Origin of the sequence: Jeongeupia naejangsanensis (genome assembly GCF_016865585.1) — a bacterium.
In the GTDB taxonomy this organism is placed as follows: domain Bacteria; phylum Pseudomonadota; class Gammaproteobacteria; order Burkholderiales; family Chitinibacteraceae; genus Jeongeupia; species Jeongeupia naejangsanensis.
Window position 1 is genome coordinate 536,144 of the sequence record NZ_JAESND010000001.1, and the last position, 15,142, is coordinate 551,285.

At 65.1% G+C, this 15,142-nt stretch carries 21 protein-coding genes; 1 reads left to right on the forward strand and 20 read right to left on the reverse strand.

Annotation, left to right across the window (positions count from 1 at the left end; all coding sequences use genetic code 11):
• Window positions 1-2: 2 nt before the first annotated feature.
• From flgK to flgB, 10 genes are all read right to left on the reverse strand, one after another.
• Window positions 3-1,379: a flagellar hook-associated protein FlgK gene (gene flgK, locus JMJ54_RS02530; RefSeq protein WP_203536371.1), complete on the reverse strand. Its 1,377-nt coding sequence runs from the start codon at window positions 1,377-1,379 to the stop codon at window positions 3-5.
• A gap of 140 nt (window positions 1,380-1,519) precedes the next feature.
• Entirely contained in the window at window positions 1,520-1,882 is a 363-nt protein-coding gene (locus tag JMJ54_RS02535) for a hypothetical protein (protein ID WP_203536372.1), read from the reverse strand.
• Window positions 1,882-2,988 (reverse strand): flagellar basal body P-ring protein FlgI, encoded by a 1,107-nt coding sequence (locus JMJ54_RS02540; RefSeq protein ID WP_238999839.1) that lies wholly within the window; start codon window positions 2,986-2,988, stop codon window positions 1,882-1,884. The genes JMJ54_RS02535 and JMJ54_RS02540 overlap by 1 nt, the downstream gene beginning before the upstream one ends.
• An 11-nt stretch (window positions 2,989-2,999) precedes the next feature.
• Entirely contained in the window at window positions 3,000-3,653 is a 654-nt protein-coding gene (gene flgH, locus JMJ54_RS02545; RefSeq protein ID WP_189460507.1) for a flagellar basal body L-ring protein FlgH, read from the reverse strand.
• On the reverse strand, window positions 3,653-4,441 hold the full coding sequence (gene flgG / locus JMJ54_RS02550; protein WP_203536373.1) for a flagellar basal-body rod protein FlgG: 789 nt from the start codon (window positions 4,439-4,441) through the stop codon (window positions 3,653-3,655). The genes flgH and flgG overlap by 1 nt, the downstream gene beginning before the upstream one ends.
• 48 nt (window positions 4,442-4,489) lie before the next feature.
• On the reverse strand, window positions 4,490-5,215 hold the full coding sequence (locus tag JMJ54_RS02555; RefSeq protein WP_203536374.1) for a flagellar basal body rod protein FlgF: 726 nt from the start codon (window positions 5,213-5,215) through the stop codon (window positions 4,490-4,492).
• A gap of 3 nt (window positions 5,216-5,218) precedes the next feature.
• Window positions 5,219-6,406, reverse strand: a complete 1,188-nt coding sequence (locus JMJ54_RS02560) for a flagellar hook protein FlgE (protein ID WP_203536375.1) — start codon at window positions 6,404-6,406, stop codon at window positions 5,219-5,221.
• 19 nt (window positions 6,407-6,425) lie between these two features.
• Window positions 6,426-7,082 carry a flagellar hook capping FlgD N-terminal domain-containing protein gene (locus JMJ54_RS02565; protein ID WP_203536376.1) on the reverse strand — a complete coding sequence of 219 codons (657 nt, stop codon included), beginning with the start codon at window positions 7,080-7,082 and terminating at the stop codon, window positions 6,426-6,428.
• A gap of 2 nt (window positions 7,083-7,084) precedes the next feature.
• The gene (flgC, locus tag JMJ54_RS02570; protein WP_203536377.1) at window positions 7,085-7,510 is read right to left on the reverse strand and encodes a flagellar basal body rod protein FlgC; all 426 of its coding nucleotides are present in this window, start codon (window positions 7,508-7,510) and stop codon (window positions 7,085-7,087) included.
• Window positions 7,511-7,514: 4 nt separating this feature from the next.
• The gene (gene flgB / locus JMJ54_RS02575; protein WP_203536378.1) at window positions 7,515-7,877 is read right to left on the reverse strand and encodes a flagellar basal body rod protein FlgB; all 363 of its coding nucleotides are present in this window, start codon (window positions 7,875-7,877) and stop codon (window positions 7,515-7,517) included.
• Between the two features lie 160 nt (window positions 7,878-8,037).
• Between flgB and flgA the strand changes: the two genes are divergently transcribed.
• Window positions 8,038-8,793: a flagellar basal body P-ring formation chaperone FlgA gene (flgA, locus tag JMJ54_RS02580; protein WP_203536379.1), complete on the forward strand. Its 756-nt coding sequence runs from the start codon at window positions 8,038-8,040 to the stop codon at window positions 8,791-8,793.
• On the opposite strand, the gene JMJ54_RS02585 is transcribed toward flgA, so the two are convergent.
• From JMJ54_RS02585 to fliS, 10 genes are all read right to left on the reverse strand, one after another.
• Entirely contained in the window at window positions 8,790-9,512 is a 723-nt protein-coding gene (locus JMJ54_RS02585) for a glycoside hydrolase family 73 protein (RefSeq protein WP_203536380.1), read from the reverse strand. The two genes, flgA and JMJ54_RS02585, sit on opposite strands and share 4 nt — an antisense overlap.
• A complete protein-coding gene (locus JMJ54_RS02590; protein ID WP_203536381.1) occupies window positions 9,499-9,921 on the reverse strand; it encodes a flagellar protein FlgN in 423 nt (140 codons plus the stop codon). The genes JMJ54_RS02585 and JMJ54_RS02590 overlap by 14 nt, the downstream gene beginning before the upstream one ends.
• Window positions 9,918-10,199 carry a flagellar biosynthesis anti-sigma factor FlgM gene (gene flgM, locus JMJ54_RS02595; RefSeq protein WP_203536382.1) on the reverse strand — a complete coding sequence of 94 codons (282 nt, stop codon included), beginning with the start codon at window positions 10,197-10,199 and terminating at the stop codon, window positions 9,918-9,920. The genes JMJ54_RS02590 and flgM overlap by 4 nt, the downstream gene beginning before the upstream one ends.
• An 80-nt stretch (window positions 10,200-10,279) precedes the next feature.
• Window positions 10,280-11,257 (reverse strand): flagellar motor protein MotB, encoded by a 978-nt coding sequence (locus JMJ54_RS02600; RefSeq protein WP_203536383.1) that lies wholly within the window; start codon window positions 11,255-11,257, stop codon window positions 10,280-10,282.
• Between the two features lie 3 nt (window positions 11,258-11,260).
• Window positions 11,261-12,127 carry a flagellar motor stator protein MotA gene (gene motA, locus JMJ54_RS02605; RefSeq protein ID WP_203536384.1) on the reverse strand — a complete coding sequence of 289 codons (867 nt, stop codon included), beginning with the start codon at window positions 12,125-12,127 and terminating at the stop codon, window positions 11,261-11,263.
• A gap of 27 nt (window positions 12,128-12,154) precedes the next feature.
• Entirely contained in the window at window positions 12,155-12,868 is a 714-nt protein-coding gene (locus JMJ54_RS02610; RefSeq protein WP_203536876.1) for an RNA polymerase sigma factor FliA, read from the reverse strand.
• 10 nt (window positions 12,869-12,878) lie between these two features.
• A complete protein-coding gene (locus JMJ54_RS02615) occupies window positions 12,879-13,325 on the reverse strand; it encodes a flagellar basal body-associated FliL family protein (protein WP_203536385.1) in 447 nt (148 codons plus the stop codon).
• A 35-nt stretch (window positions 13,326-13,360) separates the two neighbouring features.
• Window positions 13,361-14,449: a flagellar hook-length control protein FliK gene (locus tag JMJ54_RS02620; protein ID WP_203536386.1), complete on the reverse strand. Its 1,089-nt coding sequence runs from the start codon at window positions 14,447-14,449 to the stop codon at window positions 13,361-13,363.
• Window positions 14,446-14,754: a hypothetical protein gene (locus JMJ54_RS02625; RefSeq protein WP_203536387.1), complete on the reverse strand. Its 309-nt coding sequence runs from the start codon at window positions 14,752-14,754 to the stop codon at window positions 14,446-14,448. Before JMJ54_RS02625 ends, JMJ54_RS02620 begins: the two co-directional genes overlap by 4 nt.
• The gene (fliS, locus tag JMJ54_RS02630) at window positions 14,747-15,133 is read right to left on the reverse strand and encodes a flagellar export chaperone FliS (RefSeq protein ID WP_189460477.1); all 387 of its coding nucleotides are present in this window, start codon (window positions 15,131-15,133) and stop codon (window positions 14,747-14,749) included. The genes JMJ54_RS02625 and fliS overlap by 8 nt, the downstream gene beginning before the upstream one ends.
• Window positions 15,134-15,142 lie beyond the last annotated feature (9 nt).

Consider the following 15,142-nt stretch of genomic DNA (forward strand, 5'->3'; position numbering starts at 1 on the left):
CTTCAGAGGATCTGCAGCGTGCTGTCGAACAACTGGTTCGCGACGGCAATCACTTTCATGTTGGCCTGGTACATCTGCTGATACTGCAGCAGGTTCATGGCCTCTTCGTCCTGGTTCACGCCGCTGGTGGACTTCCAGCTTTCCTCGGCCTGCGTGCGCACGGTTTTCGATGTGGCCAGCGAGGCCTTGTTCTGCGCACTCAGGCTCGCCACGTTGCCGACCAGCTGGGTAAACGCATCGCCCAGCGTCACCGTACCGAGTCCGGCCAGTGCCACCGGCTGGTTCTTGATGTCGATCACCGCCAGCAGATTGCTGTTGTCGCCGGGCTTGGTCGCATCGCCGGAGAAGCCGAGGTCCTGCGCCAGTACGCCCGGATGCAGGCTCAGCACGCCGGTGCCACCGGCCGCATTGAAGTCGAACAGCGGTCCGCCTGCCGCGCCGCTCATGCCGAAACCGGCCGCCAGCTGCGTGTTCACCTTGGTGGCGATGGTGTTCGCCATGTCGGACACCGACTGCATCAGCGGCTGCAGCGTGTTGACGTCAAAACCGTTCAGGCCGCCCAGCTGCCCCCCGAGCGTGCTTGCCGGCAACGCGAAGGTTTCGTTGGCGAACTGCAGCGTGAAATCCTGCACGCCGGCACCGTTGGTCTGCACCGACATGGTCGCAGCGCGGGTGCCGACGACCAGCGGCTGCCCGCCGCGCAGCGACACGCTCTGCAGGCCGCCGCCCTGATCGACGATCTGGATGTCGACCAGGTTGGCCAGCGAATCGATCGCCTGATCGCGCTTGTCGATCAGCCCGGACGCATTCGCCCCTTGGCTCTGTGCGGTGGCGATCTGCCGGTTCAGCTCGGCAATCGACGACGACAGCCCGTTGATCTGCTGCACCGACGCGGAACACTGCTGTGCGATCGAGGTGCGCTGGTTGGCCAGCAGCTGCTGCATGCTGTTGAAACGCTGCGCCAGCTGGTCCGCCGCGGTAATCACCTGCTGGCGCATCGGCGTCGACGTCGAATCGACACTCGCCGCATTGAGCGCGCTGTAGAAGCCGTCGAGCGCGACATTGATGCTGCCGTTGTCGTCGTTCATCACCTGCTCGAGCTGGTCGAGATAAGGCTGCATGGCCGAATTGCGGCCGAAATCGGTATTGGCCCGCCACATCTGCTGGTTCTTGTAGCTGTCGCTGAACCGCAGCAGCGACGTGGTGTTGACACCGTTGCCGGCAGCATTGAGCCCGCCCTGCGCCGGCTGCACCGACGCCAGCAGCACGCCCTGACGGGTGTAACCGGCCGTCATCACGTTGGCGATGTTCTGGCTGGTCGTGTTCAGCGCGGTCTGTGCGGCGGTCGCGCCGGACAAGGCGACATTGATCATGTTCATGATGGCTGGGCAATTCCCTGGGTGATGCAATCGCGAGCCGGTCGCGCACCGGGCCGGTGCACGATTGCCGGCCTACGTATCAGCAAAAGGCGACCGCCCCGCGTCATCCCTTAAACACAAGGGAGCGGCGGCGATGCCCGTCATTTCCCGCCGGTCTCGTCGGTCGATGCAGCACCCGGCGGCAGCAGCTGGTGCAGGATGGCGTTGGCGATGCCGAACGAGCGCTGCTTGGCCATCACGTCGGCCACCGCGGTATCGGCAAAATCGAGCATGTCGCCGTCGACCTTGTTCCGGAACACGCTGTCCTCGCTGCTCATCTCGCGGGTGACCTTGCGCATTTCGCGGAACATCTGCGCGATGAACATGCCTTCGAACTGTTCGGCGGCCTTTTCGACCTTCTTGCGGTAAGCCGGATCGGTAGCGGGCGGCAGCGGCTGCACTTCCTGCTCGCCGGCCAGCGCGCGGCCGAAGCCCTCGATGCCCGGTGTGTTCGTCACGTTCATCACAGCACCACCAGTTCACCATCAAGCGCACCGGCTTCGTCCAGCGCCTGCAGGATGGCCATGATGTCGTCGGGCGTTGCACCGGTGCTGTTGACGGTGTCGATGATGGTCTGCAGGTTCGCGCCCGCCGGCCACTTGAACATGTGGCCCGAGCCCTGCTCGACATCGACCTGCGATTCGGGTGTCACCGCGGTCCGGCCGCGACCGAACGGCATCGGCTGGCTGACGTTCTGCGACTCCGAAATCACCACCTTGAGCGAGCCGTGCGACACCGCCGCCGGCCGTACCGTCACGCCGTTGCCGATCACCACGGTGCCGGTGCGCGAATTGAATACCACCTTGGGTGCGTCGGCGCCGACCTCGACATTCATCGCCTCGAGCTTGGCGACAAAGGCGACGCGCCGGGTCGGATCGTCCGGCATGGCGACTTCGACCGAGGTCGCATCACGTGTCGATGCGGTATTGGTGCCGAAGCGACGATTGATCGCCTCGACGATGTTGGTCGCGGTCTGGAAGTTCGGCCGCTTGAGGCTAAGGCGCACGGTCGGTTTGGTGTCGAAATCGGTCTCGATTTCGCGCTCGATCGTCGCGCCGTTCGGAATCCGGCCCGCGGTCGGCGTATTGATGGTCACGCTCGTGCCGCTGTTACCCTGCGCCGACAGGCCGGCGATCACCAGGCTGCCTTGTGCCAGCGCGTAGATTTCACCGTTGGCAGCGCGCAACGAAGTCAGCAGCAGCGTACCGCCGCGCAGGCTTTTTGCATCGCCGATCGACGACACGGTCACGTCGATCGACTGGCCCTTGCGGTAGCCGGGCGGGAACATCGCGTTGACCATGACCGTTGCGACGTTCTTGGACTTCACGTCGATCCGTTCGGGCAGCTTCACGCCAAGCTGCTTGAGCATGTTCGACAGCGACTGGCCGGTGTACTTCGACTGCGTGCCGTCACCCGAGCCGTTGAGCCCGACGACCAGCCCGTAGCCGATCAGCTGGTTTTCACGCACGCCTTCGACACTGACAAGGTTGCGCAGCACCTGTGCCCCGGCGGCGCCGGCCAGCAGCAGCATGCCCAGTCCGGCCAGCACGCGGATCATCAGCCGTTTCATCTCGCGCATCCTCAGAAAGGCATCCACTGGCTGTTGAAGAAGCGCGTCAGCCAGCCGGGATTGTTCGAATCGGCCAGTGCACCGGTGCCGGCGTACTGGATCCGTGCGTTGGCAATGCGCAGCGACGAAATGCGGTTGTTGGTATCGATGTCGTCGACACGGACATAACCGCTGAGGCGCAACAGCTCCTCGCCCTGATTCAGGTACAGGCTTTTTTCGCCTTTCACCAGCAGCAGGCCGTTGGGCAGCACCTGCTGCACCAGCACGGTGATCGCGCCCTGCAGCTCGTTCTGCTGCGTGCTCGAGCTCGCACCCTTGAAGTCGCGCTGCGCCTTCATGCTGGCTTCGGCCTTGGCATAGGTCTTGCCGAACACCACCGCCGGTTGTACTTCGGTGTCGCTGTTCTTGCTGATGTTGGTGCCGGCCTTCTTGCTTGCCTGCGTCGTTTCCTCGAGCACCACCGTCAGCACGTCGCCCGGCCGGTAGGCCCGGTTGTCCGACGTCAGCGACAGCACCGTCGCCGGCGTGAACACGCCGCCGGACGTACCGCGCGGCATGTTGGCGGCCAGCGTCGGCGGATCGTAGCTGCCGTCCGGTGGTGGCGGCAGGAAGCCCGAGCACCCCGCCAGACCCGACAGCGACAGGCAGAGCAGCAGGCTGCGCATCAGCGGGCTGCTTGCGACAGGTACTGCAGCATGTTGTCCGCCGCGCTCAGTACCTTGGTGTTCATTTCGTAGGTCCGCTGGGCCGAGATCATGTCGACCATTTCCTCGACGACCTGGACATTCGAGCCTTCGAGCGACCCCTGCTTGATCTTGCCCAGCGCGTTGTCGCCCGGGTTGCCCACCGTCGGCGCACCGCTGGCCGTGGTTTCCTGATACAGGTTGTCGCCCAGCGCCAGCAGGCCGGTCGGGTTGACGAAGTTCGCCAGCGTCAGCTGACCGACTTCCGATTGCTGCGTTGCCCCCGACAGCGTCACCGACACCATGCCGTTGTCACCGATCGACACGCTGGTTGCGTTGGCCGGAATGGTGATGTCCGGCACCAGCGGCAGGCCTTGTGCATTGACGAGGCGGCCGTCCGAATTCACCTGCAGCTGCCCGGCGCGGGTATACGCCGTCTCGCCGTTGGCCATTTCGACCTGCAGGAAACCGTTGCCGACGATCGCTACGTCGAGCGACTGGCCGGTGGTCTGCAGGCTGCCGGTGGTGAACACCTTCTGCGTGCCGACGAGGCGCGTGCCGTTGCCGAGCTGGATGCCGCTCGGATTGACCGTATTGGTGTCGCGCTGTGCGCCCGGCTGCTGCGCGGTCTGGTAGAACATGTCTTCGAACACCAGACGGTCGCGCTTGAAGCCGACGGTATTGACGTTGGCAAGGTTGTTGGCGATCGCCTGCAGCTTGGCGTCCTGCGCCTGGATGCCGGTCTTGCTGACCCACATGGCTGGATTCATGACTTTTTCCTTTGATTGGTCCGCACGGTCCGGCCGGGCGGCAGGTGCTTACTGGCGGATCAGCCGGTTGCCGGCGTCGGCCATCTCGTCGGCGGCCTTGTAGAGCCGCATCTGCACTTCGAAATCGCGGTTCAGCCCCATGGTCGAGACCATTTCGTCGATGGCCGACACGTTGCTGCGCTCGAGCTGGCCACCCACGACGACGACGGTATCGTCGGCCGGCAGCGGCACGCCCGACCGCGGCACGATCAGGCCGGCGACGTTCTTGCTGATGTCGGCCGCGGCGGGCTTGACCAGCTTGAGCCGGTCAACCTGCTGCATGGCGGTCTCGCCTTCGGGACGGATCGAAATGGTGCCGTCCTCGCCGATCTGGATCGCCTCGAACGGCGGCAGCACGATGGCGCCGCCGTCGCCGAGCACCGGCCGGCCCTTGACCGTCAGCGCACCGCGGTCGTCGACTTCAAGGCTGCCTTCACGGGTGTAGGCTTCGCCACCATTCAGGCCGACCGTCAGAAAGCCCTGCCCCTTGACCGCAACGTCGAGATCGCGCCCGGTCGCGGTCAGCACGCCGGCTTTCTGGTCGATGGTGTTGGCTTGCAGCGCGGTCGCGTGGCGGGCCTCGTAGCCGAACCCCTGCACCTGCTGGCTGACCGAGCGCTGCATGTCGGCGCGGAAACCGGCGGTTTCGAGGTTGGCGATGTTGTTGGCGTGAACCTGCTGCGCGCGCAGCGTCCGGTCCGCGCCACTCATCACCGTGTAGATCAGCGCGTCCACGGCTTACACCGCCTGCATCAGGTTTTTCATCATCTCGCTCTCGGTCGAGATCACCTTGGTGTTGGCCTGGTAGTTGCGCTGTGCCGACATCAGGTTGACGAGTTCGGACGTCATTTCGACATTGGACTGTTCGAGCGAACCGCCGGCGAGCTTGCCGGCCATGCCGCTGCCCGGCGTGAAGTACAGCACGTTGCCCGAGGCGTTCGACGTGGTCCACGCGGTATCGCTGACCGGCGTCAGGCCGTCCTCGTTCGGGAAGGTGGCCAGCGCGATGGTGCCGACGCTCTGCTTCTGGCCGTTGCTGTACTGCGCCATGATCGAGCCGTCTTCGGCAATCGCCACACCGGTCAGGATGCCCGAGGCGTAGCCGTTGGCACTGTTGACTGTCGTCGTCGCTTCGCCGGCAAATTGCGTCGTGCCGGTGTAGTCGAGGTTCACCGTCAGCGCAGCCGCGCCGGCCGGCGTGCCGAGCGCCAGCGCCACCGGTGCGGTCGGCGATGTCAGCTGCCCTTGCGGGTTGAAGGTCAGCGAGTTGGTCGTTGCCAGCGGCGCGCCATCCATGGCGTAGTGGACGTCAACGGTGTTGGTACCGGTCTTGACGAAGTACTGGGTCACGCTGTGCTGCGCGCCAAGCGAGTCGTACACCGCCGTCACCATCGAACCGTTGAAACTCTGCGGATCGGCCGCGTTGAACGGTGCCACGGTCGGCACCTTCCAGTCGGCCGAGATGTTGCCAACATACTGCATCTTGCTGCTCGGCAGCGCGGCGATCTGGCCGCTCGGCACCGTCAGGTCACCCAGCGGGCCCGGTGTCGTAGCCCCCGGCGCGAGCGGATAACCCTGCAGCCGGCGACCGTAACTGTCGACCACATTGCCCTGCTTGTCGGCATTGAAGATGCCGACGCGGGTGAAAACGGTGGCGCCTGCGCTATCGCGGGTGGCGAAGAAGCCGCGCCCCTGGATGGCCGCATCCATGCTGCGGCCGGTGGTCAGCACACCGCCGATCTGGCCAATGGTCTGCGTGTGCGAACCGACCTGCACCCCGGTCGGCTGCGTGCCGGCATAGGTCGAGGCAAAGTTGGCCCGGCTGGACTTGAAGCCGTAGGTGCCGGAGTTGGCGATGTTGTTGCTGATGGAGCCCAGCTGATCGTTGATGGCGTTGATGCCGGACAGCGCGATTTCGATGCTCATGGCGATTCCTTGCTGTGTCTCAGGCCTGCGGGCCACTGAAACCGGTGATGGCGGACACATCGACGTTGCCGATGCCGGATACGGAAAGCACGGCGCCGCCACCGGCGGCAACGCGTACGCTCTGCAGGACGCCGTTCAGCTCGACCGCCGGCGTCTTGCCGGTATCGGTCCGCACGGCAATGTTGTAGCTGCCGTCCTTCAGGCCCAGCTTGGCCGGGTCGATGTCGAAGGCCACGTCGCCGCTGCCGTGACTGCCCAGCGGCACGACATGCGGTACACCGTCGGCACCGGTCAGGACGACTTCGACCTTTGCCGCAGCGCCATCAAGCGTGAAGCCGCCGTGCACCGGCGTGCCGTTCAGCTCGACCGTTTTGGTCGTCGCGGTGACGTTCGATCCGACCCGCGCACCGAGCGCCAGCACGGTCAGGTTGTCCAGCGCTGCGGTCGACGCGGCCGACTGGCTGGCCATTTTCTGCATCGCCTCGACCTGGCTCAGCTGCGTCAGCTGGCTGACGAACTGGCTGGGGTCCGACGGCGACAGCGGATCCTGGTTGCGCACCTGCGCGACCAGCAGCTTGGTGAACATGTCGGTCATCGAACCGGAATCGATTGCGCTGGCAATCGTCTGCGTCGTCGTTCCCTGACCCTGCAGTCCGGTCTGGAGTGTGGTTTCCATCATTAGCCCTCGCCCAGTTTGAGCAGGTCCTGCTGCATGCTTTTGACGCGCCCCAGCACCTCGACATTGGTCTGGAACGCCCGTGATGCGGACAACATGTCGGTCATTTCCTCGACCGGATTCACGTTCGGGTAGAACACATTGCCTTCGGCGTCCGCCAGCGGACTGCCCGGCTCGTAAGCTTTACGCCCGACTTCCTGGCTCTGGACCACATCGAGGACCTGCACGCGAGCGCCACTCGGCTGCGAAGTGAAGTCGTCGCCTTGCAGGAACACCGACGCAAAAACCGGTTTTCGCGCGCGGTAAATCCCGCCCTCGCTACCGGCCGCCGATTCGGCATTGGCCAGATTGCTGGCAATCGTATTGAGGCGAATTGTTTGTGCCGTCATTGCCGAGCCGGCAATTTGCGATATATCCCGGAAGCCCATGGTTTTATTGTCCGTTGATCGCTTTCGACAGGCCTTTCAGCTTCATATTGACGAATGTGAGGCTGACCTGAAAATCGGAAACGTTTTGCGAGAACTCGGCCTGCTCGACGCCCAGCTCGACGGTATTGCCGTCCTGAGACGCATGGTTGGGCAGGCGGTACTTGACCTCCGGCCCGCCGCTGGAAGCCAGGCCGGCATCACTACCCGATCGAGAATTATCAAGGCTTTCCTTGAAATCCAGATCGCGGGCCTGATAGCCTGGCGTACTCTCGTTGGCGATATTGGAGGCAAGAATACGGGTCCGCGCGGCGCGCAAATCCAGCGCACTGGCATGCACATCCAATACCTTGTCGAAGTGTATTCCCATTCAGGTCTCCACCGGCCTTTCCGCCATCCCGTTTACGCAGTTTCAATTGAAATTCCGTTAACTACATGACAACATACGGATCAGGACAAATCAATCTCACCCCTTGACAAAAGCACCGGTCTCATTTGGGTAGTTCTACTCACACAGGTACGCAAAACATATGAAAACCGCCCCTTTCCGGATTGCGCAATGCCAAGGCATCGGGATGCTGCTGGTGGCGTGTTTGCCACTGTTTTCCGCCCGGATCGCGAGCGCCGCATCGCCTGTCGAATCATTACAACAACAGACAGAAAAAACCGCTCGCGCGTATCTGCGCACGCAGCTGGCCCAACAGGGCATCAGCGACGCGGAAGTCACGGTCACCGCCCTGCCGCCGAATCCGGCGCCGGAGGCCTGCCCGCAACGGTTCGAGATTTCACCGCTCGACACGCGCTATCTGGCCCGCCTGCGGTTTTCGGCGCGCTGCCCGGGCACGGATGCCGGCGCCGAGCTGATCGTCCGTGCCGACGTTCAGGCCACGGTACTGGTTGCAGCCGAGGACATCGCCGCCGGCAAACCCATCGACCCCGACAACGTCCGGACCGAAAAGCGCAGCATCACCAACACCCCCGATGCGCTCAGCAATCCGGCCGATCTGTCACGCCTGACGGCCAGACACGCCGTGCGTGCCGGGCAGGTTCTCCAGAAGCGCTATCTGCAGGCATTGCAGCTGGTTCGCCGCAACCAGTCGGTGCGAATCGTCGCGCGCAACCAGCAGATCGAGGCCGTCGTGCCCGGCATCGCACTCGACAACGGCGGCCCGGACGACGTGATCCGCGTGCGCAATGTCACGACCGGCCGCACCATCAGCGCCCGGGTCGTCGACTTCGGCATCGTCGCGCCGGCGGGCACGGCTCCGGCCCAGCCCAGTGACTAATCGAGCGACTGAATCCGCGCTGCCACGCTCGCGAGCTTGCTCGCATAGGCCGGGTCGGTGGCGTAGCCGCCACGTGCAAGCGCGGCACCGAAGGCCCTGGCATCGCTGCCGGTGTTGACCGCACCGGCGAAACGCGGGCTGGTCGACAGCAATCTGGCGTAGTCGTCGAACGCGCTGCGCAGGTCCGGGTAGGCGCGGAAACGCGCAGTGGTTTTCACGCTGTTGCCATCAACGTATTCGGTTGTTGCCGCATCGGCCGCTTGGCCCTGCCAGCCCTTGCCCGCCTTGATGCCGAACAGGTTGAACGTCGAGCCACCGTCGGCCTGACGCAACGGCCGACTACCCCAGCCCGATTCCAGCGCAGCATGCGCTGCCACCAGTTCCGGTGCGACGCCGAGCCGGCTGCCGGCCTGCTTCGCCCACGGAGCGATTTCGGCAAGGAAAGCCTCTTGCGATGGCGCGATGTCCGGCGCGTCTGCTGGACCGGCAACCGCGCTGCCGCCACCGAGCCGCTGCAGCAATGCCGCACCCTCGGCGCTCAGCGTCGGCGCGGCAGCAGCGGGTGAACCGTTCTGGATGAAATCGCTGATGTCGGCCTGCGTCTGGCGGAACAGCTGCGAAAAACTGGCTGCACCTTCGGCAGGCATGCCAAGCGGCAGCGCGATGTCGTCACTAGCCACCCCGCCCGCCCGGGCGCCATCGAATTCAGTCCGGAACATAGGTATCACTTTCTCCATGCAGCACGCGCTGCATGATTTCGAATTGCGACGCCATCAGCTGGCCGTTGCGCGCATTGAGTGCCTTGCACTCGTTCACCAGCGCCTCGAGCCGCTGCCACCACGCTTCGAGCGTGGCGCGCGGCTTGCCGCTCAGGCTGGCAATCACCGCCCCCATCGACACCGGCTTGCGTCCCAGCAGCAACCCGGCGACCGTTACGCGCTCCTGCCGGCGTGCATCCATCGCCTCGACCAGGGTCAGCACCTGCTCGCCGATCGCAGTCAGCGCCGCGCCGTCATGGCGCAGCGCAGCGGCAAACTGCGACTGCAGCAGCGTTTCGAGCTGCTGGTAATCGCGGTGGTCTGCGCTCACGCCCAGCATCAGGCGTTTGAACGCATCCTGGCGTGTCATGCACCGCCACCGTGGTGACGGCGGATCAGCGCGGCCAGCTTGCCGGCGTCGAACCCGATCCGGCCATCGGCGAGTGCGGCCTTGATCTCGGCCACCTTGTCGGCATCGAAATCCGGCAGCTCGGCCAGCGCCGCCTGCGCCGGCTTTAGCGCATCCGACTGCAGGCCTGCCGGCGCGGTGCGCACGGTGGTGCTCTGCGGCTTGGCGGCGGTGTCGGTGCCTTGGGCAGCGGGTGTAGCAGCAACGGGTTGCGCGCCACCGGTCTGGGTGATTTTCATGGAATTTCCTTCGGCTCGATGCGGTTCATGCTCTCACGAAGCATAAGCGACCGCGCCGTGCCGTCTCTTAAATCGGTACATCATTGCGCCGGCGGCGACAGTTTCTTGCGCAGCGTCGACAGCAGCGACTGGTCCGGCAGCGACGTGCTCGCACCGTTCACCAGCGGAACCGAAGCCTCGGGCATGGCGAACATCTGGCCGATCAGCCTGGCCTGATCCGACGTCAGGATCAGCAGCTCGATCCGTCGGTTCTGTGCGGCCAGCGGGTCCTGCACGTCCAGCGGCGCCCGGTCGGCCATGCCGACCACCTGCAGGATGCTTTTTGCCGGCATGCCGCCTTCGAGCAGATTGACGCGGGCGACCATCGCCCGGTTGCTCGACAGGCTCCAGTTCGAATACGCCGACAGGCTCTTGCCGGCGTAGGGATGGGCATCGGTATGGCCAACGACCAGCATCTGGTTGTCGATCTGCGCGAACAGCGGACCCATCCGGTGCAGCAGCTTGCGAAACGGGTCGGTCGGCATCGCGCTGCCGCTCTGGAACATGCCCTGCTTGTCGGTATCGTGCAGCAGCACCCGCAGGCCGTACGGCGTGATCACCGTCTGCAGGTTGCGGCTGAGGTTCGCGTCGTCACTCAGCTGCGACAGTGCGTTGGCCAGCTCCTGCAAGTCCTCGGCCGATTCGAGCCGCGATTTCGACAGATGGATGCCGTCGGCCTGCGTACCCTCCGCGCCGTCGCCCCTGCCCGGCGTCGTGCCCTCGGACTGGTCGCGGCCCGGGCGCGGCTCGCGCGGGATCATCGAACCGCTGGTCGACATGTGCTGCAGCAGCTTGTCGCCGCCCTCGTTGGCGATATTGCCGCCCGGCGTGCGCAGCAGCTCCTCGGCCTGCTCCTGATTGCGGGCTGCCAGCACCCACAGCACCAGAAACAGGCACATCAGCGCCAGACAGAAGTCGGCGAAGGCCACCTTCCACGCGCCACCGTGGCCGTCGTCATGGTGCTTCTTGGCCGCGCGCTTGACGATGGCGGCGTCGTGTTTGTCCTTGTCGAGACTCATCGGTCAGGCCCTTGCCTCGAGTGCACCGATCCACGATTCGAGCTGCGCGAAGCTCGGCTTGATGTTGAGCTGCACCAGCCGGCGTCCGGCGTCGATCGCCAGCAGCGGCGGCTTGCCCGACACGTGCGTGACCAGCACGACCTTGACGCACTCCATCGTCGACAGCTCGGACTTCACCAGCTGTTTCATCACGTTCGACAGCGGATCGAGCACGCCGTAGCACAGGAAGATGCCGATGAAGGTGCCGACCATGGCCGCGGCAACCTCGGTCGCGATCTCGGCGGCGGTGGCGCCGGAGGCAACGGTATTCATCGCCATGACGATGCCGAGCACTGCGGCCAGGATGCCGAAGCCCGGCATCGCTTCGGCGATTTTCTGCAGCGACTTGGCGGGCTGGCACAGTTCCTCGTCGATCGCGGCCAGTTCCTGCTCGAGCACGCCTTCGAGCTCGTGGCCGTTGATCTTGCCCATGGCCATCAGCCGGAAATTGTCGACGATGAAGGCCAGCAACTTCGGCTCGTCCAGAATCAGCGGATAGCGGCTGAACAGCGGGCTTTCGCGCGGCGCTTCGACGTGTTCGTCCAGTGCTTTCAGCCCGCGCGATGCCGTCTGCAGCAACTCGTACATCAGCAGCAGCAGTTGCCGCTGGAATTCGGGCCCCTGCTTGCGCTGCGTGATCACCTTGCGGGTCTGCGTGACCATCTCGGCCAGCACGTGCTTGGGGTTCCCCAGCACCAGCGCCCCGACCGCCGCGCCGCCGATGATCAGCAGTTCGATCGGCTGCCAGATGACCCGCATTTCACCGTGGTTGATCATGAAGCCGCCGAACACGCAGCCCAGCACGATGGCGATCCCGACAATTATCTGCATTTGTACTTACCCCTTGTCCGATGCCGCTCAGGCATCCTGCAGGAACGCCCGCATCTTCTTCAGCGCCCCCTTGTTGATCTGGCAGACCCGCGCCTCGGTCAGCTCGAGCACCGCGGCGATTTCCTTCAGGCTGAGATCGAATTCGTAATAGAGCTGGATCACCCGCTGCTCGCGCTCGTCCAGCGCGGTCAGCGCCTGCTCGAGGCTCAGCCGCGACACCAGGATCGATTCCGGGCTGGCGCTGTGTTCACCCGGCACGTCGGCGTCATGGAACAGTTCGTCGAAACTCGCCAGCGATTCGGCGTTGTCGGCCAGCAGATAGTCCTGATAGTCCTCGGCCGAGATGCCCAGCACCTTGATCACTTCCTGCTCGGTCGGCTCGCGCCCGATGCGGCGGGTCAGCTCGCGTACCGCATCGCGCAGCTTGTGCGTCGCCTGACGCACCGTGCGCGGCCGCCAGTCCTGGCGGCGCAGTTCGTCGAGAATCGCGCCGCGAATGCGCATCGCCGCATAGCCGCCGAACTTCTCGTCGGGCGTACCGCCGTAGCGGCGCAGCGCGTCGAGCAATCCCAGCAGACCGATCTGCTCCATGTCCTGACGGTCCAGCACGGCACCGGCCTGCGACCCCAGCTGCCGCACCACCCGCTTCACCAGCGGCAGGTAGGCGAACAGCCATTGCTGCTCCGCGGAAGCCTCGGGGCTGGTGCGGGCCTGCTGGCATTCGGCGTAGCCTGAGCGCATGTCCACGATGTCACTCGATGATCAGCTTGCCGATCATGGCTTCGGCAAACGGTTTTTCGGCGTGATCGCGCGCGTAGGCGGCGGTAAAGGCCTGATTGAGCGCGACGGCAAACTGGTCGATCGACATCCGGTTCGCCTTTTCGACCGGGTAATCGGCCAAAGCCTTCAGCGCGACGCTGCGCAGCAGCGGCAGGTGCTCCTTGGTGATCTTTTCCTGTTTGCCGCTGGTCTTGAACACCAGATCCATCGCCAGGTAGTGCGGTACCGAACTGCCCGAACCATCGCGCAGCATGACGATCACCTTTTCAAGGCTGACGTATTTGTAATCGACCGCCTCCGGCTGAACCGGTGCAGGCTTGCCGCCCGGGCGCTGCGTGTAGTACCACGCGGCGCCGGCACCGCCGGCGACCACGGTCAGCGCCAGCGCGGCAACCAGAATCCGTCGTTTCATTTTCATTCGCGTGTGTTCCGCTTTTCGTTGTTCATCTGGCTTCAGCCCAGCCGGAATGCGGCGCTACGCTCGTCGTCGCCGGCCTCGGCCAGCGCCCTGCCCGGCCGCTGCTGCCACGGGGCATCATCGCGTTGCGAACGACCGTCGTTGCGATCCGAGCCACGACCGCCGTCGGCCACCGTCACCGCCACCTGCGTGTACTGCCGGCTGCCCAGATCCTGACGCAAGTTGTCGCTGATGCCGTGCAACTGCTGGACCACTTCGGCGTTCGACGCGCTCAGCCTGACCTGCAGCGCGCCGCCTTCGCGGCGGATGGCGATCTCGATGCTGCCAAGCAGCGGCGGATCGAGCCGGATCGTGGTGTTTTCGATGCCGTGCCGCGTCTGGACACTGATGCGGTCCCCCAGCGCCGCAAGCAGCTGCTGTCCGGCTTGCTGGGTCTGCACTGCGGCCTTGGGCGCTGCAGGCGCATGCACGGCAGCAGTGTCGCTCGCGCCGGCAACGCCGGTTGCCGGTTGCAGCGACGGCATGGCGGCGGCCGGGCGTTCTTTCACGTCATCGGCAATACCGGAGAAGGCAGCCGCGATGCCCGCTGCGGCCTGTGGCCGATCGACGGCGCCGGCCGTGCGGATTGCGGCCTGATCCCGAGCGGCAGCATCACCAGCAACGGTTTCCGCAACGAACGGCGACGGCTGACCGGCCTGCTGTACCACGCCCGGCGCGGCCGGCTGCATGGCCCGACCCGACGAGGCGGACATGACCATGGGCGACAACGACGCCGGCAGTACCGGCGCCTGCATCATCGCAGCGCCCAGCAGCGCGCTGCCGGCCGGCACGTCGGGCTTCGTCGCCTCGTCGAGTGCCGGCAGCGGCGGGTTCATGCTGCCCAGCGCAGCCAGCAAACCCTGGCCGGCAAGCGGCTGGTCCGTCTGCAAGGCATCACCCTTGTCGCCTTCGGGCATGCCGCTGTCGGCAGGCTGCCCCTGCTGCAGACCCAGCCCGGCCAGCGCCAGACCGAAAACGGCAGACACGGCATCCTCGACCGGCGCGGCTGGTGCCGGTGCATCCGGCTTCGCCACCGGCGGTTTGCCGGACAGGGCGTTTGAAAGCAGTGCGGATAGCGGCATCATGGTCGGTCGTCCTGCTCGTTGATCAGTCCGTAGGCGATCAGCCCTTCACGGTTGCGGCGCAGCTCGTCGAGCAGCGCGTTCATCCGTCCGGCTTCGCCCAGACAGCTTTTCATTGCTGCCGCATGCGCGACGCGCAGCGGTTTCAGTGCTTCGCGCTCGCGCAGGCTCAGGTGCACCTTGTCGTTGAGCTGCCCGACCAGCACGGACAGTGCCTTGTCGACTTCGGCGAGCTGCGCCCAGTCGCGGCGCGTCTGCACATCCAGCAGCGCCCGCGTCAGCGTCAGGATCTGCAGTGCCTTATCCATTGGCGCGCTGCACACCCTGCCAGCCCTCGCGCAGTGTCGACAGCAGACCGGCCACCTCGTCGACCATGGCCGTCTCCAGCCGGAGCCCGGCCTCGTTCAGCCGCAGCGCGCAGTAGTCGTACAGCCGGGCCAGATTGGTGACGACTTCGCCGCCGGCGTCGAGGTCGAGCGCGCTGGACAGCCCGTTCAGCAAGCCGATGCACTTGTTGATGCCGAGGCCCTTCTGCTCGTAGCGTTTGTGCTCGATGTGCGCACGCACGCGGGCGACTTCTTCGAGCAGCCCGTCCATCAGCACCAGCACCAGCTGCACCGGCGAGGCGTTGGCCGTCTGCGCTTCCAGATTGACGGCGTGATAGTTGCGGTAGGCGTCGTAATCCACATTGATCCC

Excerpts from the sequence above, each read along its gene's own strand:
- flgK (WP_203536371.1), bottom strand. The coding sequence starts at position 1,379 with ATGAACATGATCAATGTCGCCTTGTCCGGCGCGACCGCCGCACAGACC.
- JMJ54_RS02535 (WP_203536372.1), bottom strand. The coding sequence starts at position 1,882 with ATGAACGTGACGAACACACCGGGCATCGAGGGCTTCGGCCGCGCGCTG.
- JMJ54_RS02540 (WP_238999839.1), bottom strand. The coding sequence starts at position 2,988 with ATGAAACGGCTGATGATCCGCGTGCTGGCCGGACTGGGCATGCTGCTG.
- flgH (WP_189460507.1), bottom strand. The coding sequence starts at position 3,653 with ATGCGCAGCCTGCTGCTCTGCCTGTCGCTGTCGGGTCTGGCGGGGTGC.
- flgG (WP_203536373.1), bottom strand. The coding sequence starts at position 4,441 with ATGAATCCAGCCATGTGGGTCAGCAAGACCGGCATCCAGGCGCAGGAC.
- JMJ54_RS02560 (WP_203536375.1), bottom strand. The coding sequence starts at position 6,406 with ATGAGCATCGAAATCGCGCTGTCCGGCATCAACGCCATCAACGATCAG.
- JMJ54_RS02565 (WP_203536376.1), bottom strand. The coding sequence starts at position 7,082 with ATGGAAACCACACTCCAGACCGGACTGCAGGGTCAGGGAACGACGACG.
- flgC (WP_203536377.1), bottom strand. The coding sequence starts at position 7,510 with ATGGGCTTCCGGGATATATCGCAAATTGCCGGCTCGGCAATGACGGCA.
- flgB (WP_203536378.1), bottom strand. The coding sequence starts at position 7,877 with ATGGGAATACACTTCGACAAGGTATTGGATGTGCATGCCAGTGCGCTG.
- flgA (WP_203536379.1), top strand. The coding sequence starts at position 8,038 with ATGAAAACCGCCCCTTTCCGGATTGCGCAATGCCAAGGCATCGGGATG.
- JMJ54_RS02585 (WP_203536380.1), bottom strand. The coding sequence starts at position 9,512 with ATGTTCCGGACTGAATTCGATGGCGCCCGGGCGGGCGGGGTGGCTAGT.
- JMJ54_RS02590 (WP_203536381.1), bottom strand. The coding sequence starts at position 9,921 with ATGACACGCCAGGATGCGTTCAAACGCCTGATGCTGGGCGTGAGCGCA.
- flgM (WP_203536382.1), bottom strand. The coding sequence starts at position 10,199 with ATGAAAATCACCCAGACCGGTGGCGCGCAACCCGTTGCTGCTACACCC.
- JMJ54_RS02600 (WP_203536383.1), bottom strand. The coding sequence starts at position 11,257 with ATGAGTCTCGACAAGGACAAACACGACGCCGCCATCGTCAAGCGCGCG.
- motA (WP_203536384.1), bottom strand. The coding sequence starts at position 12,127 with ATGCAGATAATTGTCGGGATCGCCATCGTGCTGGGCTGCGTGTTCGGC.
- JMJ54_RS02610 (WP_203536876.1), bottom strand. The coding sequence starts at position 12,868 with ATGCGCTCAGGCTACGCCGAATGCCAGCAGGCCCGCACCAGCCCCGAG.
- JMJ54_RS02615 (WP_203536385.1), bottom strand. The coding sequence starts at position 13,325 with ATGAAAATGAAACGACGGATTCTGGTTGCCGCGCTGGCGCTGACCGTG.
- JMJ54_RS02620 (WP_203536386.1), bottom strand. The coding sequence starts at position 14,449 with ATGATGCCGCTATCCGCACTGCTTTCAAACGCCCTGTCCGGCAAACCG.
- JMJ54_RS02625 (WP_203536387.1), bottom strand. The coding sequence starts at position 14,754 with ATGGATAAGGCACTGCAGATCCTGACGCTGACGCGGGCGCTGCTGGAT.